This window comes from Brevibacterium limosum (genome assembly GCF_011617705.1).
Lineage (GTDB): Bacteria > Actinomycetota > Actinomycetes > Actinomycetales > Brevibacteriaceae > Brevibacterium > Brevibacterium limosum.
The window spans coordinates 1,540,732-1,557,348 of sequence record NZ_CP050154.1; the positions used below are offsets into that span (position 1 = coordinate 1,540,732).

General features: G+C 62.2%; 19 protein-coding genes. 15 read left to right on the forward strand and 4 right to left on the reverse strand.

Features of this window, described 5'->3' with window-relative positions; all coding sequences use genetic code 11:
- The first annotated feature begins 11 nt into the window (after positions 1-11).
- Complete coding sequence (locus tag GUY37_RS06930) at positions 12-386, forward strand: VOC family protein (RefSeq protein ID WP_166823796.1); 375 nt, start codon at positions 12-14, stop codon at positions 384-386.
- A 99-nt stretch (positions 387-485) separates the two neighbouring features.
- Here the strand turns inward: GUY37_RS06930 and GUY37_RS06935 are convergent, their stop codons facing one another.
- Positions 486-1,463 (reverse strand): NAD-dependent epimerase/dehydratase family protein, encoded by a 978-nt coding sequence (locus tag GUY37_RS06935; protein ID WP_323127528.1) that lies wholly within the window; start codon positions 1,461-1,463, stop codon positions 486-488.
- Positions 1,464-1,528: 65 nt separating this feature from the next.
- On the opposite strand from GUY37_RS06935, the gene GUY37_RS06940 reads away from it, so the two are divergent.
- The 3 genes from GUY37_RS06940 to GUY37_RS06950 all read left to right on the forward strand — a co-directional run bounded on the left by GUY37_RS06940 (position 1,529) and on the right by GUY37_RS06950 (position 3,180).
- Positions 1,529-2,212, forward strand: a complete 684-nt coding sequence (locus tag GUY37_RS06940; protein ID WP_166823802.1) for a TetR/AcrR family transcriptional regulator — start codon at positions 1,529-1,531, stop codon at positions 2,210-2,212.
- A 135-nt stretch (positions 2,213-2,347) separates the two neighbouring features.
- Positions 2,348-2,821 carry an SRPBCC domain-containing protein gene (locus GUY37_RS06945; RefSeq protein ID WP_228278409.1) on the forward strand — a complete coding sequence of 158 codons (474 nt, stop codon included), beginning with the start codon at positions 2,348-2,350 and terminating at the stop codon, positions 2,819-2,821.
- The gene (locus GUY37_RS06950; protein ID WP_166823805.1) at positions 2,818-3,180 is read left to right on the forward strand and encodes an ArsR/SmtB family transcription factor; all 363 of its coding nucleotides are present in this window, start codon (positions 2,818-2,820) and stop codon (positions 3,178-3,180) included. The genes GUY37_RS06945 and GUY37_RS06950 overlap by 4 nt, the downstream gene beginning before the upstream one ends.
- 158 nt (positions 3,181-3,338) lie before the next feature.
- On the opposite strand, the gene GUY37_RS06955 is transcribed toward GUY37_RS06950, so the two are convergent.
- Positions 3,339-3,710: a DUF1844 domain-containing protein gene (locus GUY37_RS06955; RefSeq protein WP_039206663.1), complete on the reverse strand. Its 372-nt coding sequence runs from the start codon at positions 3,708-3,710 to the stop codon at positions 3,339-3,341.
- 263 nt (positions 3,711-3,973) lie between these two features.
- Here GUY37_RS06955 and infC point away from each other — a divergent pair, with 263 nt between their 5' ends.
- From infC to GUY37_RS06995, 8 genes are all read left to right on the forward strand, one after another.
- Complete coding sequence (gene infC, locus GUY37_RS06960) at positions 3,974-4,639, forward strand: translation initiation factor IF-3 (RefSeq protein WP_228278410.1); 666 nt, start codon at positions 3,974-3,976, stop codon at positions 4,637-4,639.
- Positions 4,640-4,739: 100 nt separating this feature from the next.
- Positions 4,740-4,946: a 50S ribosomal protein L35 gene (gene rpmI, locus GUY37_RS06965; RefSeq protein ID WP_166823808.1), complete on the forward strand. Its 207-nt coding sequence runs from the start codon at positions 4,740-4,742 to the stop codon at positions 4,944-4,946.
- A 127-nt stretch (positions 4,947-5,073) separates the two neighbouring features.
- Positions 5,074-5,463, forward strand: a complete 390-nt coding sequence (rplT, locus tag GUY37_RS06970; RefSeq protein ID WP_025779787.1) for a 50S ribosomal protein L20 — start codon at positions 5,074-5,076, stop codon at positions 5,461-5,463.
- Between the two features lie 171 nt (positions 5,464-5,634).
- Complete coding sequence (locus GUY37_RS06975) at positions 5,635-6,456, forward strand: TrmH family RNA methyltransferase (protein WP_166823811.1); 822 nt, start codon at positions 5,635-5,637, stop codon at positions 6,454-6,456.
- Positions 6,457-6,619: 163 nt separating this feature from the next.
- Entirely contained in the window at positions 6,620-6,889 is a 270-nt protein-coding gene (locus tag GUY37_RS06980; protein WP_166823813.1) for a hypothetical protein, read from the forward strand.
- Between the two features lie 58 nt (positions 6,890-6,947).
- On the forward strand, positions 6,948-7,190 hold the full coding sequence (locus GUY37_RS06985) for a hypothetical protein (RefSeq protein ID WP_166823816.1): 243 nt from the start codon (positions 6,948-6,950) through the stop codon (positions 7,188-7,190).
- A gap of 78 nt (positions 7,191-7,268) precedes the next feature.
- The gene (locus tag GUY37_RS06990; protein WP_166823819.1) at positions 7,269-7,928 is read left to right on the forward strand and encodes a pentapeptide repeat-containing protein; all 660 of its coding nucleotides are present in this window, start codon (positions 7,269-7,271) and stop codon (positions 7,926-7,928) included.
- A gap of 155 nt (positions 7,929-8,083) precedes the next feature.
- Positions 8,084-8,986: a polysaccharide deacetylase family protein gene (locus GUY37_RS06995; RefSeq protein ID WP_166823822.1), complete on the forward strand. Its 903-nt coding sequence runs from the start codon at positions 8,084-8,086 to the stop codon at positions 8,984-8,986.
- A gap of 106 nt (positions 8,987-9,092) precedes the next feature.
- Here the strand turns inward: GUY37_RS06995 and GUY37_RS07000 are convergent, their stop codons facing one another.
- Positions 9,093-10,724, reverse strand: coding sequence for an acetolactate synthase large subunit (locus tag GUY37_RS07000; RefSeq protein ID WP_166823825.1), 1,632 nt, complete (start codon positions 10,722-10,724; stop codon positions 9,093-9,095).
- A 269-nt stretch (positions 10,725-10,993) separates the two neighbouring features.
- Here GUY37_RS07000 and pheS point away from each other — a divergent pair, with 269 nt between their 5' ends.
- The 3 genes from pheS (at position 10,994) to GUY37_RS07015 (ending at position 15,651) form a co-directional block, all read left to right on the forward strand.
- Positions 10,994-12,037 carry a phenylalanine--tRNA ligase subunit alpha gene (gene pheS / locus GUY37_RS07005; protein ID WP_166823828.1) on the forward strand — a complete coding sequence of 348 codons (1,044 nt, stop codon included), beginning with the start codon at positions 10,994-10,996 and terminating at the stop codon, positions 12,035-12,037.
- A 1-nt stretch (position 12,038) separates the two neighbouring features.
- Complete coding sequence (pheT, locus tag GUY37_RS07010; protein WP_166823831.1) at positions 12,039-14,624, forward strand: phenylalanine--tRNA ligase subunit beta; 2,586 nt, start codon at positions 12,039-12,041, stop codon at positions 14,622-14,624.
- A 145-nt stretch (positions 14,625-14,769) separates the two neighbouring features.
- A complete protein-coding gene (locus GUY37_RS07015) occupies positions 14,770-15,651 on the forward strand; it encodes an SDR family NAD(P)-dependent oxidoreductase (protein ID WP_166823834.1) in 882 nt (293 codons plus the stop codon).
- A gap of 57 nt (positions 15,652-15,708) precedes the next feature.
- Here GUY37_RS07015 and GUY37_RS07020 read toward each other — a convergent pair whose 3' ends face one another.
- Positions 15,709-16,521: a DUF6804 family protein gene (locus GUY37_RS07020; RefSeq protein ID WP_166823837.1), complete on the reverse strand. Its 813-nt coding sequence runs from the start codon at positions 16,519-16,521 to the stop codon at positions 15,709-15,711.
- Positions 16,522-16,617: the final 96 nt, after the last annotated feature.

The window sequence follows — 16,617 nt, forward strand, 5'->3', positions numbered from 1 at the left end:
TTCGATTGCCGATGGTGAGTCGAATCAGTGATCTTATCGACAAAACCCCGGGCTCGGCTCAACTGAGTCGATTCTGGTGCAAAGCACTGGGATGCGAGGTGTCGGCCACAGACGAAACCGGTGTCGCGATCTCCGGAGCGTCGAATGCGCCGACTATTCTCTTTGAGCCTTCGAGCGATTCGTTTGGGGACAACAGTCTGCATCTCGACCTCTGTCCGACTGACCGCAGCCAGGCGGACGAGCTCGAAAGACTTGTGGCTCCGGGTGCGACGAAGACTGATGTCGTGCCGTCAGGAAGCTGGCATGTTCTCGCGGATCCGGACGGCGACAAGTTCTGTCTCATGGCGAAGCGCATCCCAGCAGAGCCGGAAGACTTCCATGACTGAGTCCCAACCCAATCGGTGACAGAAACAGGAAACGACCATGCAGTTCTGCGGACTACTGTCGAACTTCCGCGGTCAGAGGACGTTCGCGACCTTTATGGCTCAGAGCATCTGCTGCACGCCCTCGCGCCAATCGGTAGTGCCGACAGCTTCGGCCAAATCGCTGGAAGCGATGACGCAGGGTTCGTACCAGATCGGTGCCAACTGGTTGAGCTCATAGAAGGAGCGCTCGAACGCCCCGATGGCACGGGTCGCCCAACGTGGAACTGAGAGCGGACGTTTGTGCTTCTGCCCAAGTGCGTCCGCGGTGAAGTCGGCGATCTCGGCCAGTGTCGGATTTGATGCTGGTGCGATCCGCAGCTGATGCGTTCCCGCGGGGACGCTCTTGAGATCCTGTGCCGCCCGGATCATTGCTGCGGCGTGGTCGGCGATGACGGTGATTCCGTGCGGGACATCAGTGCGTGCTGGCACCATGGCCCGTCGCCCGTGAGAGATCGGTTCGGTGATGCACATTCGTACGACCGATGACCATTTCTCTGCGGTCCTGCCGAGCAGATCGCCTGCGATGACGCTCGCACTGGTCGCGGAGTGAGCCTCACGGGCTTCGATGAGGCGCTGCCGGATTCGTCCTTTGTCTTCCACCGGAGCGAACGGGGAGGCCTCGGTGATTGGGGAGTCGAGGCCGGCGAAGGCATAGACCGACTCCGGGAAGACCACAGGAATGTCGAGTTTGGCCGCAAGGTCGAGGATCGCCGCATCGAGCGGGGGGAGGATCTGCTCCCACTTCCGACTGTCATAGGGCGCATGCGCGCAGGCGAAGATCACATCGGCGCCCGCGGCGGCCTTCGCCAACTGTGTGCGGTCACTGGCATCGGCCCTGATACGGGTGGGGGTGCCGGATGAGTTGCTGCCGGAGCGGGTGGCGATGCGGACGGTGACTCCGACGTCCGTGAGTCGGGCGGCGATCTCCGAACCGATCTGTCCGTTTCCGATGATGAGTGCTGTTCTCATAGCGAGTCCTTCCGATGATGTCCTCATGATTGAGAGAGCGGCGCTCTCGGTATTCAGCGTAAGCCGCATGCGTCGATAATTGAAGAGCGGTGCTCACTATTGTTATCTTCGCTCTCGGATCATAGGGTGAAGTCATGACAGAGACGACCCCACGACAGCGAGCCCGAATCGAGACGGAAGCCCAAATCACCGCGATCGGCAACCGGATGGTCGACGACGATGGAGTCGACGGGCTGTCGCTGCGCGCGATCGCTCGTGAGCTCGGGGTGGTCTCCAGCGCGGTGTACAGGTATGTGAAGAGTCGCGATGAACTGCTGACGATCCTCATCCGCGACGCCTTCACGCAGATTGCCGATGCCGTTGATGAGGCTCTGGCCGGGGAGAGGAGCGTCAAGGTGCTCGCGCTGACGATGCTTGACTGGTCGCGCACGTATCAGAATCGGTGGGCGCTCATCTACGGCACCCCGATCGCTGACTACGAGGCTCCGCGAGAGGAGACCGTGGTCCCGGGAACGCGGATCATGGTGACGCTCGCGGAGCTGGTGGCGGAGGACGGGGGTGCTGCGTCCGCGTCGGAGCCGGCGCGGCGGCGCCAAGGAGGACCGTCTGGGTCGAATCCTGACATGTTGAAGCCGCTGCGTGCGGGCCTCGAGGAGCTCGGCCTCGACTACTCGGACGGGACCATCTTGAGAACCGTGACCATCTGGGTCGCTGTCATCGGTCTGATCAACGGTCTTCGCTTCGGCCAATTCGGTCCGGGCTTCGACGAAATCGAGGGTGAACTCATGCGCGGAGTCATCGGCAGCCTCGGTGAATGAACCGCGGGCCGGGGTGGGGATCGGCGGCCGATCGATGAATGCGAGTGCAACTGAATGGTTGCACTTTGGCGGGGTGCGAGATAGAGTCGTCGCCAACGCGGCCCAGTGCCGATCTCACCGACGAGAGGAACCATCGTGACCGAGGACGACGTACCCATCGCTGCGGATGATGTGCCCGACGAGATCGTCCGCAGCATCCACATCGACGCCGACGCGCAAACGGTGTGGGACATTATCAGCGAACCCGGCTGGTTCATCAATGACGGCAGCTACACTGAGCATGACATCAGTTCTGAGGACGGTGTCTCTCGGGTGGTTGACCCGAACGTCGGCGAATTCGCCATCGGCACGGAGGAGCTCGATCCGCCTCGTCGTGCCGTCTTCCGCTGGCTCGGCGGAACGCCCGGATCGTTGGGGGACTTTCCCAGCAACACGATCGTTTTCATCATCGAGCCAGAGGGCCAGGGCGTCCTGCTCACCGTCCGTGAGAGTGGGTTCGCCCGGCTCAGCGACGATGCCGCCGAGCGACGCCGACGATTCGAGGAGAATGCCGAAGGCTGGGTCGAAGAGCTCGTGGTGGCGAGGGGACTCGCCGTGTCGGCGAGATGAGTTCTGCAGACGACTCCGTTCAGGACAGATTGCTGTCGGGTGAGGCGGATCTCGTCTTCAAAGCGCTGGCCGACCACACGAGGCGCCGCATCCTGGTTCGGCTGTCCCAGTCGCCCGACGACGCCGGCGCCGTGGCACGTGATCTCGGGCTGAGCCGACAGGCCGTGGCCAAGCAGCTGCGGATTCTCGAGAGCGGAGGAATCGTGAGTTCGGCGACCCGATCATCGCGCCGCGTGCACTCGGTGAGTCCGTCGCAGATCCGCGAAGTATCCGATCTGCTCGGTATCGTCGCCCAAGGATGGGATCGTCGCCTCCGCGGCATCAAGGCGCAGGCGGAGCGAGCAGGTGAGGACCCCTGATCCGTCAGCACTGCTTCGCCTTCGGAGCCGCCTCTCAGCCGAGACGCTGCACCGGAGATTCGGCGGACCCGGTGGGCCATCCTCCCCGGCGAACGGCTGAACCACAGACGAAGGCGGCCCCCGACGAATAGTCGGGGGCCGCCTCGGTGATGGATGTGTCAGCGGACGGGGCCGGTGAACTTCTCTCCGGGGCCTTCGCCGGGGGCGTCGGGGTATTCCGAGGCTTCGCGGAAGGCCAGCTGCAGGCTGCGCAGTCCATCGCGCAACGGGCGGGCATGGTGGTCGCCGATCACGGTGGCGGCACCGGTGACGAAACCGGCCAGTGCGGTGATGAGCTTGCGGGCCTCGTCGAGGTCCTGCAGGTCGGCGCCGCGACCTTCGGCGGTGTCCTCGGCCAGGCCGCACTTGACGGCGGCAGCGGACATGAGGTGAACGGCGCTGGAGGTGATGACCTCGACAGCGGGGACCTCGGCGATGTCGCGCGTAACGTCGGCGATCGCCTCGGCGGGAACAGATTCTTCAGAACTCATGCTATAAGCTTGACATATAAATCAATGCGGCGATCACACCAGGGCCTCGATGTGCGAAGAGTCATGAAGCGTAGTACACTGGTAGCTGGTGCGAAGCGGAGTCTGTCTCCCACCTTGATCGCGAAGAGCGATCGGGTCCAAAGATCTGTCCGTCAGGCATAGTCTGATCGGGTGCAGATCGAGGTGTATTCACCGAACGTACGTCTACCGTACTGCTCGTGTGTGCAGGCTCCCTTGGCATGTGTCAACGGGAGCCTTTTTCGTTGTCACGACCACATTTGAGCAAAAGGAGTGAACACATCAGCGAGACGCGCATCAATGACCGGATTCGGGTTCCCGAGGTCCGGTTGGTCGGACCCAACGGTGAACAGGTCGGTATCGTTGCCATTCGCAAGGCACTCGATCTCGCCGGCGAAGCTGGCCTCGACCTCGTCGAGGTAGCCCCGCAGGCGAAGCCACCCGTAGCCAAGCTCATGGACTACGGAAAATTCAAATACGAATCTGCCCAGAAGGCCAGAGAAGCCCGGAAGAACCAGGCGAACACTGCGCTGAAGGAGATCCGCTTCCGTCTCAAGATCGACGAACACGATTACGAGACGAAGAAGGGCCACGTCACCCGCTTCCTCGAAGGCGGCGACAAGGTCAAGGTCATGATCATGTTCCGCGGACGTGAGCAGTCCCGTCCCGAGATGGGCATCAAGCTGCTCAACCGCTTGGCCGAGGATGTGTCCGACCTCGGCTCCGTCGAATCCTCACCGCGAGTCGACGGACGCAACATGGTGATGGTCGTCGCCCCGCACAAGTCAAAGTCTGACGCCAAGGCGGAGGCCCGGAAAGCATCAGCAGATGCCAAGGGCAAGTCCGCTGAGGTGAAGTCCCGTCGCGATCGGGTCGCTGCAGAGAAGAACGCAGCTCGCCCGGACGCGTGAGAAATTAAGTACGTCGCGTTCCAGGTCCGTCCTGGTCTGTGCGTGTGAAGTAGTTGCCAGCGGTTGACGCGGGCAACGAATTGCAAAGGAGAACGGCACTATGCCGAAGCAGAAGACGAACAGCAGCGCCAAGAAGCGCATGCGCGTGACTGGCAGTGGCAAGATCATGCGTGAAGGCGTGAACAACCAGCACAAGTTCGAGGGCAAGAACTCGGCTCGTAAGCGCCGTGTGTCCACCGACCAGGAAATCGTCGGCGGCGACCGCGCCAAGGCCCGCAAGCTTCTGGGCAAGCTCAAGGGCAGGTGAGACCCCTTTCGGGGCTTTCTTTCCCGGACAGTCTCCGGGACCCCCATGGGCAGTCGATATCGGCTCCCACAGCTTGAATCAGAGTCCGGCACCGCCGGCAGATACGAACTTTCTAAAGGAGTAACACGTGGCACGTGTGAAGAGAGCGGTCAACGCTCACAAGAAGCGCCGGGTCATCCTCGACCGGGCAAGCGGCTACCGCGGACAGCGCTCGCGCCTGTACCGCAAGGCCAAGGAACAGGTCATCCACTCGCTGGTCTACAGCTACCGTGACCGTCGCAAGCGCAAGGGCGACTTCCGTCGTCTCTGGATCCAGCGTATCAACGCCGGAGCCCGCGCCAACGGTATGACCTACAACCGTTTCATCCAGGGCCTCAAGGCCGCTGGAGTCGAGGTCGACCGTCGCATGCTCGCCGAGCTCGCCGTGAACGACTCGGCTACCTTCGCGCACCTGGTCAAGGTCGCCAAGGACGCTCTTCCTGCTGACGTCAACGCAGCGAAGACCGACGCGGCCTGAGCAGCGTCATCTCAAGACTTCGGTCACAGCTGTGACTGACCGATCGCCTCAATGATCGACGACGGCCCCGAACTTCAGGTTCGGGGCCGTCGGTCTTTTCGCTCGGACTCGCATGGTCCCCTACTTCAGCTTCAGGCTCTTCAGCACTCAACGGATCGAGAACACGGTTTCATGAAACTCCCTGACGTCATCTCCTCACCTCAGTCGAAGCGGATCAAGAACGCCGCGAAGTTGCTCAGGCGCCGTGGTCGCAAAGCCACGGGGCAGTTCCTCGTCGAAGGTCCGCAGGCCGTCCGTGAGGCACTGGCGCGCAAGGGCTCCGTCGTCGAGCTCTTCATCACCGAGGAGGCCGCTGAGGAGCACCCCGCGTTCGTCTCCGCGGCCAAGCACGGGCGCATGCAGTGCAGCATCGTCACCCCCGAGGTGCTCACCGAGTTCGCATCGACGGTGAATTCTCAAGGTGTCGTGGCCGTGTGCACGACCCTCGATGTGGAGCTGACGTCCGTGCTCGATAAGCAAGCGCAGCTCGTTGTCGTCCTGTCGCAGGTGCGCGATCCGGGCAATGCGGGGACCATCATTCGTCTCGCCGATGCTGCCGGTGCCGACGCCGTGGTGCTCACTTCGTCCTCGGTGGATGTCTACAACGACAAAGTGGTGCGTTCGACTGCCGGTTCCCTCTTCCACATTCCCGTCGTCACCGCAGTCGGACTGTCCGAGGTGACCGAGCTTGCCCGCGCCCGCGGCCTGCAGGTGCTCGCCGCCGATGCGACTGACGAAGCCCACGATCTTCACCACCCGTGGGACACAGGGCTGGATCTGACCGCGCGGACCGCTTGGGTCTTCGGCAATGAGGCGTGGGGGATGAGCGCCGAGGACCTGGAGCTATGTGACTCTTCCGTCGCCGTGCCGATCTACGGTTCGGCAGAAAGCCTCAACCTCGGCACCGCCGCCGGAGTGTGCATCTACGAGAGTGCTCGCAACCAGCGGATGTGAGGGGCTCTGGCGCGGTCGCGACGCCTCTTGCCGCGGTAGCTCCTCGACGCCTCCGGGGGCGGCAATGTACTACGGAGGTGGTTCAACTCTTCGCCGATCTGCGGTACGGTAACGACAAGGAGCCTGTCCAGACCGTCGGAGTGATCAGCGTGGTGAGGTGAGAATGGCTGAAGCGTCCAAGCGGCCGAAGTCTCTCGCGCTGTTGCGGAGTCATCACCTCAAAGAAGCTGTCGACTCCGTGGTCTTCTTCTCGGCTGTGGCGTGTATCTTCTGGGTCTTCGACTTCGGCGCTGGTGCCTCACCGTCGGTACAGCAGATGCTGCTGACAATTGTCTTGCCTGTTGCTCTGCTCAAGGAGTACATCCTCTACGCCTCAGCGGTGAGGAGACTCGGCTTCGTCGAGGTTCCGAGAAGCAAGATGGCGGCCTTGTAGCCGCTTGAGAACCGGAGAATGACTCGATTCGGAGAAGATCGCAGAGAGGATTTCAGCTTTGGAAGCCGCAGCCACCGCGCCGCAGAGTCTGCACACGTTGCGCAGAAAGTCCCTCCACGACGGGCTGTTCAATGTAGCTCTCTTTGCCGTCATCGGGCTGTTCTTCTGGGCCATCGACTTCAACTCGCATAGCGCAGTCTCGGCCGCACGGATGGTGTTCACGATGCTCATCCCCGGCCTGATCATCTATTCGCTTGTCGAATATTTCGTCAGCAAACGACTGTTGGAACTCGATACATAGACCGCCGTCTGCTGTCGATGTTCTTGAGGCCACGTGCCGCCGACGTGGTATGTCACTGCCACCGAATAGGGTGGGCCTATGACGACTGAGAGCCCGCGCCCAACGAAGATCAGACTCGAGAATCTCGTGGAGGGCTGCCTCGGCGATATCGATGCAGAGGAATTCCTCGAAGGGATGGAATTCACCGACCTCAACCTCGCCGAGGTGGCCGCCGCGCAGGCGACGTTCCTGGACTGCCGATGGTCGAACGTCAATTTCGGCGATGCCGAATCTCCGATCGATCTCACCGGAGCCAGGATCTCGGGAACGGAGATCACGGACTGCCGCGCAGACACCTGGAACATGCCTCGGGGGAACCTGCTGCGCACCGAGATCTCTGGAACACGGATCGGTGCCGGAGTCGTCTATGACAGCGTGTGGGAGAAGGTGGTATTCACCAACTGCCGCATCTCCTACCTCAACCTGCGCGAGTCGAAACTCACTGATGTCGAGTTCCGCGACTGCAAGATCGACGAGATCGATCTCGACCGTGCCAAGGTCAGTCGAGTCGCATTTCCCGGAAGCAACGTCGGTGTCTTCCACTGCGAAGGCGCCACTCTCGGCAACGTCGACATCCGGGGACTGGAGCCGCACAAGATCTCCGGTGTCCACTCACTGCGCGGAGCGACCATCGATGAAACTCAGCTCATGCTCTTCGCCGAACTCTTCGCCTCCGAACTGGGCATCACCGTGGAGTGAGCACGGGAGCCTCCTAGCGGAGGAGCACGCTCTCTGACCTGGTGAGACACCTATTGCACAGATCACTCTTCGGTGAAAGACTCACAGCATCGCGGCATTCGCCTGCAGCGAGCGAGTCCGCGTTCTCACTTTCGAATCGACGGAGGATGCGCAAGATGGCCAAAGAGATTTTCGTTTCACTCGGTATCGACATCGATGCAGTATCAGGCTGGCTCGGTTCCTACGGTGGGGAGGATTCTCCCTCGGACATACAAAGGGGCATTTTCGCCGGCGAAATCGGAGTTCCCAGACTCCTGAAGATGCTCAAACGTCGCGATCTCAAGGCAAGCTGGTTCATCCCCGGTCATTCTCTCGAGACTTTCCCTGACCAGTGCAAGATGGTGCACGACGACGGACATGAGATCGGCGCCCATGGATACAGTCACGAGAATCCCGTCGCGATGACGAACCGTCAGGAAGACCTCGTCATGGAGAAGTCCGTCGAGCTCATCACGAACCTCACGGGCAGCCAGCCGCGCGGCTATGTTGCCCCGTGGTGGGAGCTGAGCGCATACACTCCAGAGCTGCTCAAGAAGTTCGGGTTCGACTATGATCACAGCCAGAGTCATAAGGATTTCGTTCCTTACTATTCCATCGCCGGCGACGAATGGACGCCGATCGACTATTCTCAGTCGCCTGAAACGTGGATGAAGCCGCTGAAACACGGTCAGGAGATCGACCTCGTCGAGATCGCCGCGAACTGGTACGTTGACGACCTGCCTCCGATGCTGTTCGTGAAGAGCAGCCCGAACAGCCACGGCTTCGTGAATCCGCGCGATATCGGGACCCTGTGGCGCGACCAGTTCGACTGGGTCTACCGCGAACTCGACTATGCGATCTTCCCAATTACGATCCACCCGGACGTGTCCGGCCGACCGCAGGTGCTGCTCATGCTCGAACGACTGCTGGACTACATCGGCGGACACGACGGAGTGAAGATCGTGACAATGGGCGAAATCGCCGATGACTTCCGCGCTCGCTACCCGTTTGAGTCGCCTGAACGTCCTCTGGCGTATTGAGCCCCCAGGAACACGCTGAGAGCCCCAGCCGAGTCGACCTCGGCTGGGGCTCTCAGTAATTCAGCGGCTTCCGCTTGCACACGGCGATCGGTTCACCCGGCGCGCCTCACCGCTGCCCCAACTCGTCGATGAGCACCCGTTTGTTCTCCGAATAGTCGATGGGTACGACCACGACGTGCACACCGCCGGCCTCGAACGCGTTCTCCAAGGCATCGCTGATACCGTCGACATCCTCGACGCGGGTGCCGGTGGCACCATACGATTCCGCGTACTTCACGAAGTCGGGGTTGTCGAAGGTCAGACCGAAGTCGGGCATCCCGTCGGCTGTCTGCTTCCACCGGATCATGCCGTAGGCATAGTCCTCGAGGATGACCACGACGAGGTCCAACCCGAGCCTGACCGCGGTCTCCATCTCCTGGCTGTTCATCATGAACCCGCCGTCGCCGACCACGGCCATGACTCGACGTTCCGGGTAGGTCAGCTTCGCCCCGATCGCCGAGGGCAGTCCGGCTCCCATCGTCGCCAGTGCATTGTCGAGCAGCAGGGTATTCGCCCTGGTCGTGCGGTAGTTGCGGGCGAACCAGATCTTGTACATCCCGTTGTCCAGCGCCACGATCCCATCGGTCGGCACGACGTCACGAACCTCCTGGACGATGCGCTGCGGGATGAACCGATCCTCATCGGCCCCCTCGTGGATCTTGATGAGGATCTCATCGCGCATCGGCAGGAGCGTCTCGGCGGTGGGCACGGGACCTCCGAGCACCTCGGCGAGCCTGTCCAAGGACGGACCCAGGTCACCGATGACCTCGAACTGCGGGAAATACACCTGTTCGACGATGGCGGGACGGTACCCGATGTGCACGACGGTCGGTCCGTTCTCATCCATCGTGAACGGCGGCTTCTCCGTCGTATCGTGACCGATGGTGACGATGACATCGGCGGCGTCGATCGCGTCGTGGACGTAGTCACCGGACGTCAGCGCCGCCGTGCCCATGTACAGATCCGACGCTCCCGTCACCGACCCCTTGCCCATCTGTGTGGTGACGTAGGGGATGCGCATCTGGGCGACGAAACGCGACAGCGCCTCACTGCACGAAGCCCGGGAGGCATCCGCACCGAGCATGAGCAGCGGGTTCTTCGCCTCCTTGATGACGTTCGCGGCGTTCGCAATCGCCGTATCCCCGGCGACGGGCCGAGTGTTCGTATGCGGTTCGATGAGCTCGAACCCGTCGACCGGCATCCCGGCAATGTCCTCGGGCAGCTCGAGGTGCACCGGTCCCGGACGCTCGGCCTGAGCGGCACGGAACGCCTCCCGGACCATCGTCGGAATCATCGCCGCCGAGGTGATCTGCTTGCTCACCTTCGTCAGCGGATCCATCGTCGCCACCGTATTCACCATCTGGAACGCTGCCTGCTCGGCCGTCCTGATGCCCTTCTGCCCGGTGATCATGATGACCGGCATCCCGCCGAGGTGGGCGTACGCCGCCCCGGTCGCCAGATTGAGTGCCCCCGGGCCCAGGGTCGTCAGCACGACACCTGGCCGTCCCGTCAGCCGCCCATAGGTGGCGGCCATGAATGCGGCGGCCTGCTCGTGGCGGGTGAGGATGAGTTCGATCGATGAGTCCCGCAGAGAGTCGACGAAGTCGAGGTTCTCCTCACCGGGAATGCCGAAAATCCGCTCGACGCCCTCGTTCTCGAGGGCTCTGACCATGACATCGGATGCACGTTGTGTCGTCATGGTCCCGACCCTACGCTTCTCACGATTCGATCCCAATGATCCAGAACACACCCTCGCACCCAGGTGAGATCCCACCCGCACCGAGGTGGACCACCCACCCAGCGGACGTAGGGAACCGTAGGGCCGCCTCGGCGAAGGGAACGCCCACCGAGGCGGCCCACCCACCCAGCGGACGCCGCCCCAGTTCTCGGCAGGGGAGACGATAGACTGGCACGCGAAGAAGAATGACGTCCCCACAGCTACGGGCAAGTACGGACAAAAGGACATTGATGACAGACCAACTCGACCCCTTGGACGAGTCGGCCGTGAAGCAGGCCGTCGACGCGGCACTCAAGGCTTTCGCGGATGCGACGACTCTCGACGAGCTCAAGCAGGCGAAGATCGACCACACCGGCGACAAAGCCCCGCTGGCGCTCGCCAACCGAGCCATCGGCTCACTCGACAAGGCCGATAAGGCCGCCGCCGGCAAGATCGTCGGCAAGTCCAGGGGAGCGGTCAAGCAGGCCCACGACGCACGCCTTAACGAACTCGAGGCCCAACGCGATGCGGCCGTGCTCATCGAAGAGGCCATCGACGTCACCCTGCCCACCGATCGGCGCCGTCTCGGCGCTCGCCACCCGCTGAGCCTCATCCAGGAACAGGCAGCGGACTACTTCGTCGGCCTCGGCTGGGAGGTCGCCGAAGGCCCCGAGATCGAATCCGAGTGGCTGAACTTCGATGCCCTGAATTTCGGACCCGACCATCCGGCCCGCCAGATGCAGGACACGTTCTTCGTTGACCCACCTGAGGCGGGACTCGTCCTGCGCACCCACACCTCACCGGTGCAGTCGCGGTCCCTGCTCGAACGCGGTGTCCCGCTCTACGTCGTGTGCCCGGGCAAGACCTTCCGCACCGATGAGCTCGATGCCACGCACACCCCGGTCTTCCACCAGATCGAAGGCATCGCCATCGACAAGGGCCTGACCATGGCCAACCTGCAGGGCACCCTCGACGGCTTCGCCCGCGAGATGTTCGGCCCGGAGTCGAAGACCCGACTGCGCCCGAGTTTCTTCCCGTTCACCGAACCGAGCGCGGAGATGGACTTCTGGTTCCCCAACAAGGTCGGCGGCCCCGGCTGGATCGAATGGGGCGGCTGCGGAATGGTCCACCCCAATGTGCTGCGCGCCGCTGGCATCGACCCCGAGGTCTACCAGGGCTTCGCCTTCGGTATGGGCATCGAGCGAACCCTGATGCTGCGCGAGGGAATCAACGATATGCATGACATGGTCGAAGGCGATGTGCGCTTCTCGGCCCGTTTCGGAATGAAGGCTTGATATGCGCGTCCCACTGAACTGGCTGGCCGACTACGTCGATCTCCCAGCCGATATCGACCCCCATGCCCTCGCCGCCGAATTCGCGTCCATCGGACTCGAGGAAGAGGACTTCTTCGGACCCGAGATCACCGGCCCCCTCGTCGTCGGCCGCGTGCTCGAACTCGTCGAAGAAGAGCACTCGAACGGTAAGACCGTCAACTGGTGCCGCGTCGACGTCGGCCCCGAACACAACGAGGATCTCGACGATCCGAAGGACCCGCAGCCCGGCGAGGAGCGCCCGAGCCGCGGCATCATCTGCGGTGCGCACAACTTCGTGCCCGGCGACCTCATCGTCGCCTGCCTGCCCGGAGCCGTCCTGCCCGGTGACTTCAAGATCGCCGCCCGGAAGACCTACGGTCACAAGTCCGATGGCATGATCTGCTCGGCCAAGGAGCTCGGACTCGGCGAGGATCACTCCGGCATCATCGTTTTGTCGGATCTTGGGCTGACCGGTGAGCCCGGCGATGACGCGATCGCGCTGCTCGGCCTCGACCAGGTCACCCTCGACGTCAACGTCACCCCCGACCGCGGCTACCAGCTGTCGATGCGCGGCATCGCCCGCGAATATGCGCAGATGAAGGGTCAGACTTTCACCGACATCGGATCCGCCGAGGTGGCTCCCACCAATGCGGCCACCGACGATGGATTCCCGGTATCGGTTGAGGACAACAACCCCATCAACGAGGTGGCCGGCTGTGACCAGTTCACCGCCCTTCAGGTCACCGGCCTGAACCCTGCCGCCAAGACCCCGTTCTGGATGCAGCGTCGCCTGCAGCAGGCGGGCATGCGCCCGATCAGCCTGACCGTGGATGTCACGAACTACGTCATGCTCGAACTCGGACAGCCGCTGCACGCCTACGACACTTCGCTGCTCGGCGACGAGATCGTCGTGCGCCGCGCCACCGCGGGGGAGAAGTTCACTACTCTCGATGATGTCGAGCGCAAGCTTGACCCCGAGGATCTGCTCATCACCGACCGCGGTGCTGGAGCTTCTGGCAAGGGTGGGAAGGTCATCGGCCTGGCCGGAGTCATGGGCGGAGCCGCCGTCGAAGTCAACGACCAGACCACCGACGTCGTCATCGAGGCCGCTCACTTCGACCCGATCTCGATTGCTCGCACCTCGCGTCGTCACAAGCTGTCTTCGGAGGCCTCGCGTCGCTTCGAACGTGGAGTCGATCCGAATCTCGCTCCTGTGGCTGCCCGTCGCTGCGCCGATCTGCTCGTCGAACTCGGCGGCGGCACGCTCAGCCCAGCGACCACACAGGTAGGACAGGCTCCGGAACCGACCGTGCTCGATCTCAAGGTCGCCCGTGTGGCGTCGCTGGTCGGTGTCGATTACACCGTCGCCGAGGTGACCTCACTTCTTGAGGGCATCGGCGCGAGCGTGTCGACTAAGGACGATGAGACGGTGTCGGTGACCGTGCCCAGCTGGCGCACGGACATCACCGACGACGTCGACCTCATCGAGGAAGTCGCCCGCACCGGCGGCTACGACCGGATTCCGTCCGTTCAGCCCGCCGCTCGGGCCGGCAACGGACTGACGGTGGCGCAGAAGACGCGTCGCCGGATCTCGAACCTGTTGGCTGCCGACGGGTTCACCGAGGTGCTGTCGTACCCGTTCACGAACGAAAAACGGGACGATCAACTGCGGCTCGAGGCCGATAATGTGCGCCGACAGCACGTGCGTCTGACGAATCCGATGTCCGAAGACCTGCCGCTCATGCGCACCAACCTGCTCTCGACTCTCGTCGACCTCGTGGTTCGCAACCAGGGCCGTGGAGCCAAAGACGTTGCGCTCTTCGAAGCCGGACTCGTATCCACCTCGGCGGGAATGCCTGAGGGACCGGGGCCGCGTCACCTGCCGGGATACCACCCGAGCGATGACGAGCTCGAGGCGATCTACGCCTCGGTGCCGGCCCAGCCCTACCACTACGCGGGCATCATCTCCGGCAATGCCGAGATGCCCGGTGTCTGGGGCAAGGGCCGCAAGGCCGAGGCCACCGACGTCATCGACACGGTCCGCCGGATCGCATCAGTCAACGGCCTTGAAGTCACCGTCGAGGCCGACCAGATCGCTCCGTGGCATCCCGGTCGCGTGGCGAAGTTCGTTCTTGCCGATGGTCAGTTGCTCGGCCATGCCGGTGAGCTGCACCCGAAGGTGTGCGAGAACCTTGGCCTGCCGGCACGGACCGTCGGATTCGAGATCGATCTTGACGCATTACTGGCTCAAGAGGATCTGCGTGCCTGGGACGGTGCGCTGTCGACCTACCCGGTGTCGCGTCAGGATGTCGCCCTCATCGTCGATGCCGAACTGCCGACGCAGACTCTGGCGGCGACGTTGCGCGAAGGTGCAGGGGAGGAGCTCGAACTGCTCGAGACTTTCGACCTTTACACCGGGGACCAGCTGCCCGAGGGCAAGAAGTCGCTGGCGTTCCGCCTGACCTTCCGCGCCCCTGATCGCACGCTCAAGGCCGATGAGGCCTCGGCGATGCGGGAAGCGGCGACGAAGTTGGCCGCCGAGCGTCACGGCGCTGAAGTCCGCAGCTGAGAACAGTGCGTCACAGAGCCCGGTCGACCGTTACAGTGGTTCGACCGGGTTCTGTTGTATTCGCTCCGAGCATCGCGGCAGAGCGCACCCAGACAGTAAGCACCACCGACCACCTGTACCCCCATCGCTCACGAGGAGATCTGACATGACCGAGAAGCTGCCTTACGGAACGAACCTGCCTGCCGGCGATTCTGCAACAGAAGCGACTGCGGTCCCATCAGAGACGATCGCCCTCATCACCGGCGGTGCCCGCGGAATCGGAGGCCACCTCTCGGAGGCGTTCGCAAAGGCCGGCTACGACGTGATCGTGACGGCCACCTCGGCGGAAAAGGCAGAGTCTGCTGCTGATGAGATCGCTGAGGCGACCGGGGGAGCGGTGACCGGCGTCGGTCTGCGCACCGATGACATCAATGCAGTGAACCAGCTGCGGGACTCTGTCGCTGGGCTCGAGAAGTCGACGGGCAAGCGCCTGCAGGTGCTCATTAATAATGCCGGGCGCATCGAATCGACGGAGGGGCCGCTTTGGGATGCCGATCCGGAGAGCCTCAAGGACGTCGTCGACGCGAACGTGCTCGGCGTCGCGCTCATGATCAACGTCTTTGCACCCGTATTGATGGCGGGCGCCCAGGCGACGGGCCGTCCCAGCCGGATCATCGACCTCAACTCCGGGTCGGGAGCGAAAGGAACGCCGGCGTATGCAGTGTACTCGGCGTCGAAGGCAGCACTGTTCCGCATCGCCGACTCGGTCGTTCACTTCGGGCATGACAAGGGACTGCGTATCTTCGAGATGGCGCCGGGCGTCGTCGAGACAGCCATGACGAAGTCGATGCCCGTCCACGATTTCCGCCAGGGTGATGATTGGACCTCACCCGAGCAGGTCACCGATCTGGCTGTGGCTTTGGCCTCGGGGACATTGGATGCGTTCACTGGCCGGTACGTCCGAGCGGGTAAGGATTCGAAGGAGTCACTCCTCGCCGAGGCCGCCGACGGATTGTTGGATTCGACCCGCCGGATCGTGCTCGGCTAGTCCATCATCTCGCGTAGGGATGCCGATTTCTCAGCAACGATGCTTCCTTGCGTGCGTCTACTTAATGCTCAGTTCTCTTGGCTCAGTTCTCTTGATCGTGAAGCCAGCACACACGAGTAGGACGGCCACTACTACGTCGATCGGCTTCCAAATTGATGCAGGAAGGATAACCAGTACTGCGGGTAGGAATAAGACAAGTAACGCTATGCCGAACGTGGACCATGCGGCCACACCACTGCGGATTGAAGCGTAGATAATATAGACACCTGTTATTGTCAGCGCCCATCGCAGGAACTGGTAGTAACCGTAGGGCATATCAAGGGCGCCAATGAGAGCAATGGCTGCTGCAATGAGAAGGACTGGCAGCGTCGGGCGGGTGGTTATTGGTGAAGTCGCTGCTTCTACCTCAGCTAAATGTGGACTCGGTCCCTGGTAGTCAGCAGTCATGCCAGCGCCCCAACTTTGCAGACCGTGGGCTATTCTATTGAGCCGATTGGTCATCATTGACACCGCTTCATCGATGCCTTCCTCCGACGCCATCGACCTAAGTGCGTTTAAGAAGTTGAGCGCGTTCACGACAATCTTTCGGGCAATCTCGTCATCTGTGTGAACGGTGCTCGCCACTGGACCTGTACCTATCGTCTGATAGCCAGCGTCCGGATCTAAGACTTGTCCCCGAGCTATAAACTGTGCTTTGTCTGTCCAAACCAGGATCCGGCCAAAAACAGGAGATTGGCGCAATACGTGCCATTCGATGACGACGCGGCTATCCCCATCAGATTCGTGCACCTTTAAGTCACTGGGTTCGCAGTTGGCAATGCGAGCGATGAAAATCGCGACTCTTCGTCCACGTGCCAGACTCTCATTCATTCACCGAGTATATAGTAGGTTTGTAGTGTCGGAATGGCGAAATTGTCTACCAAGTTACCAATCGTGTTCCCAGCGTCCTATTGTTTGAAGAGCTGG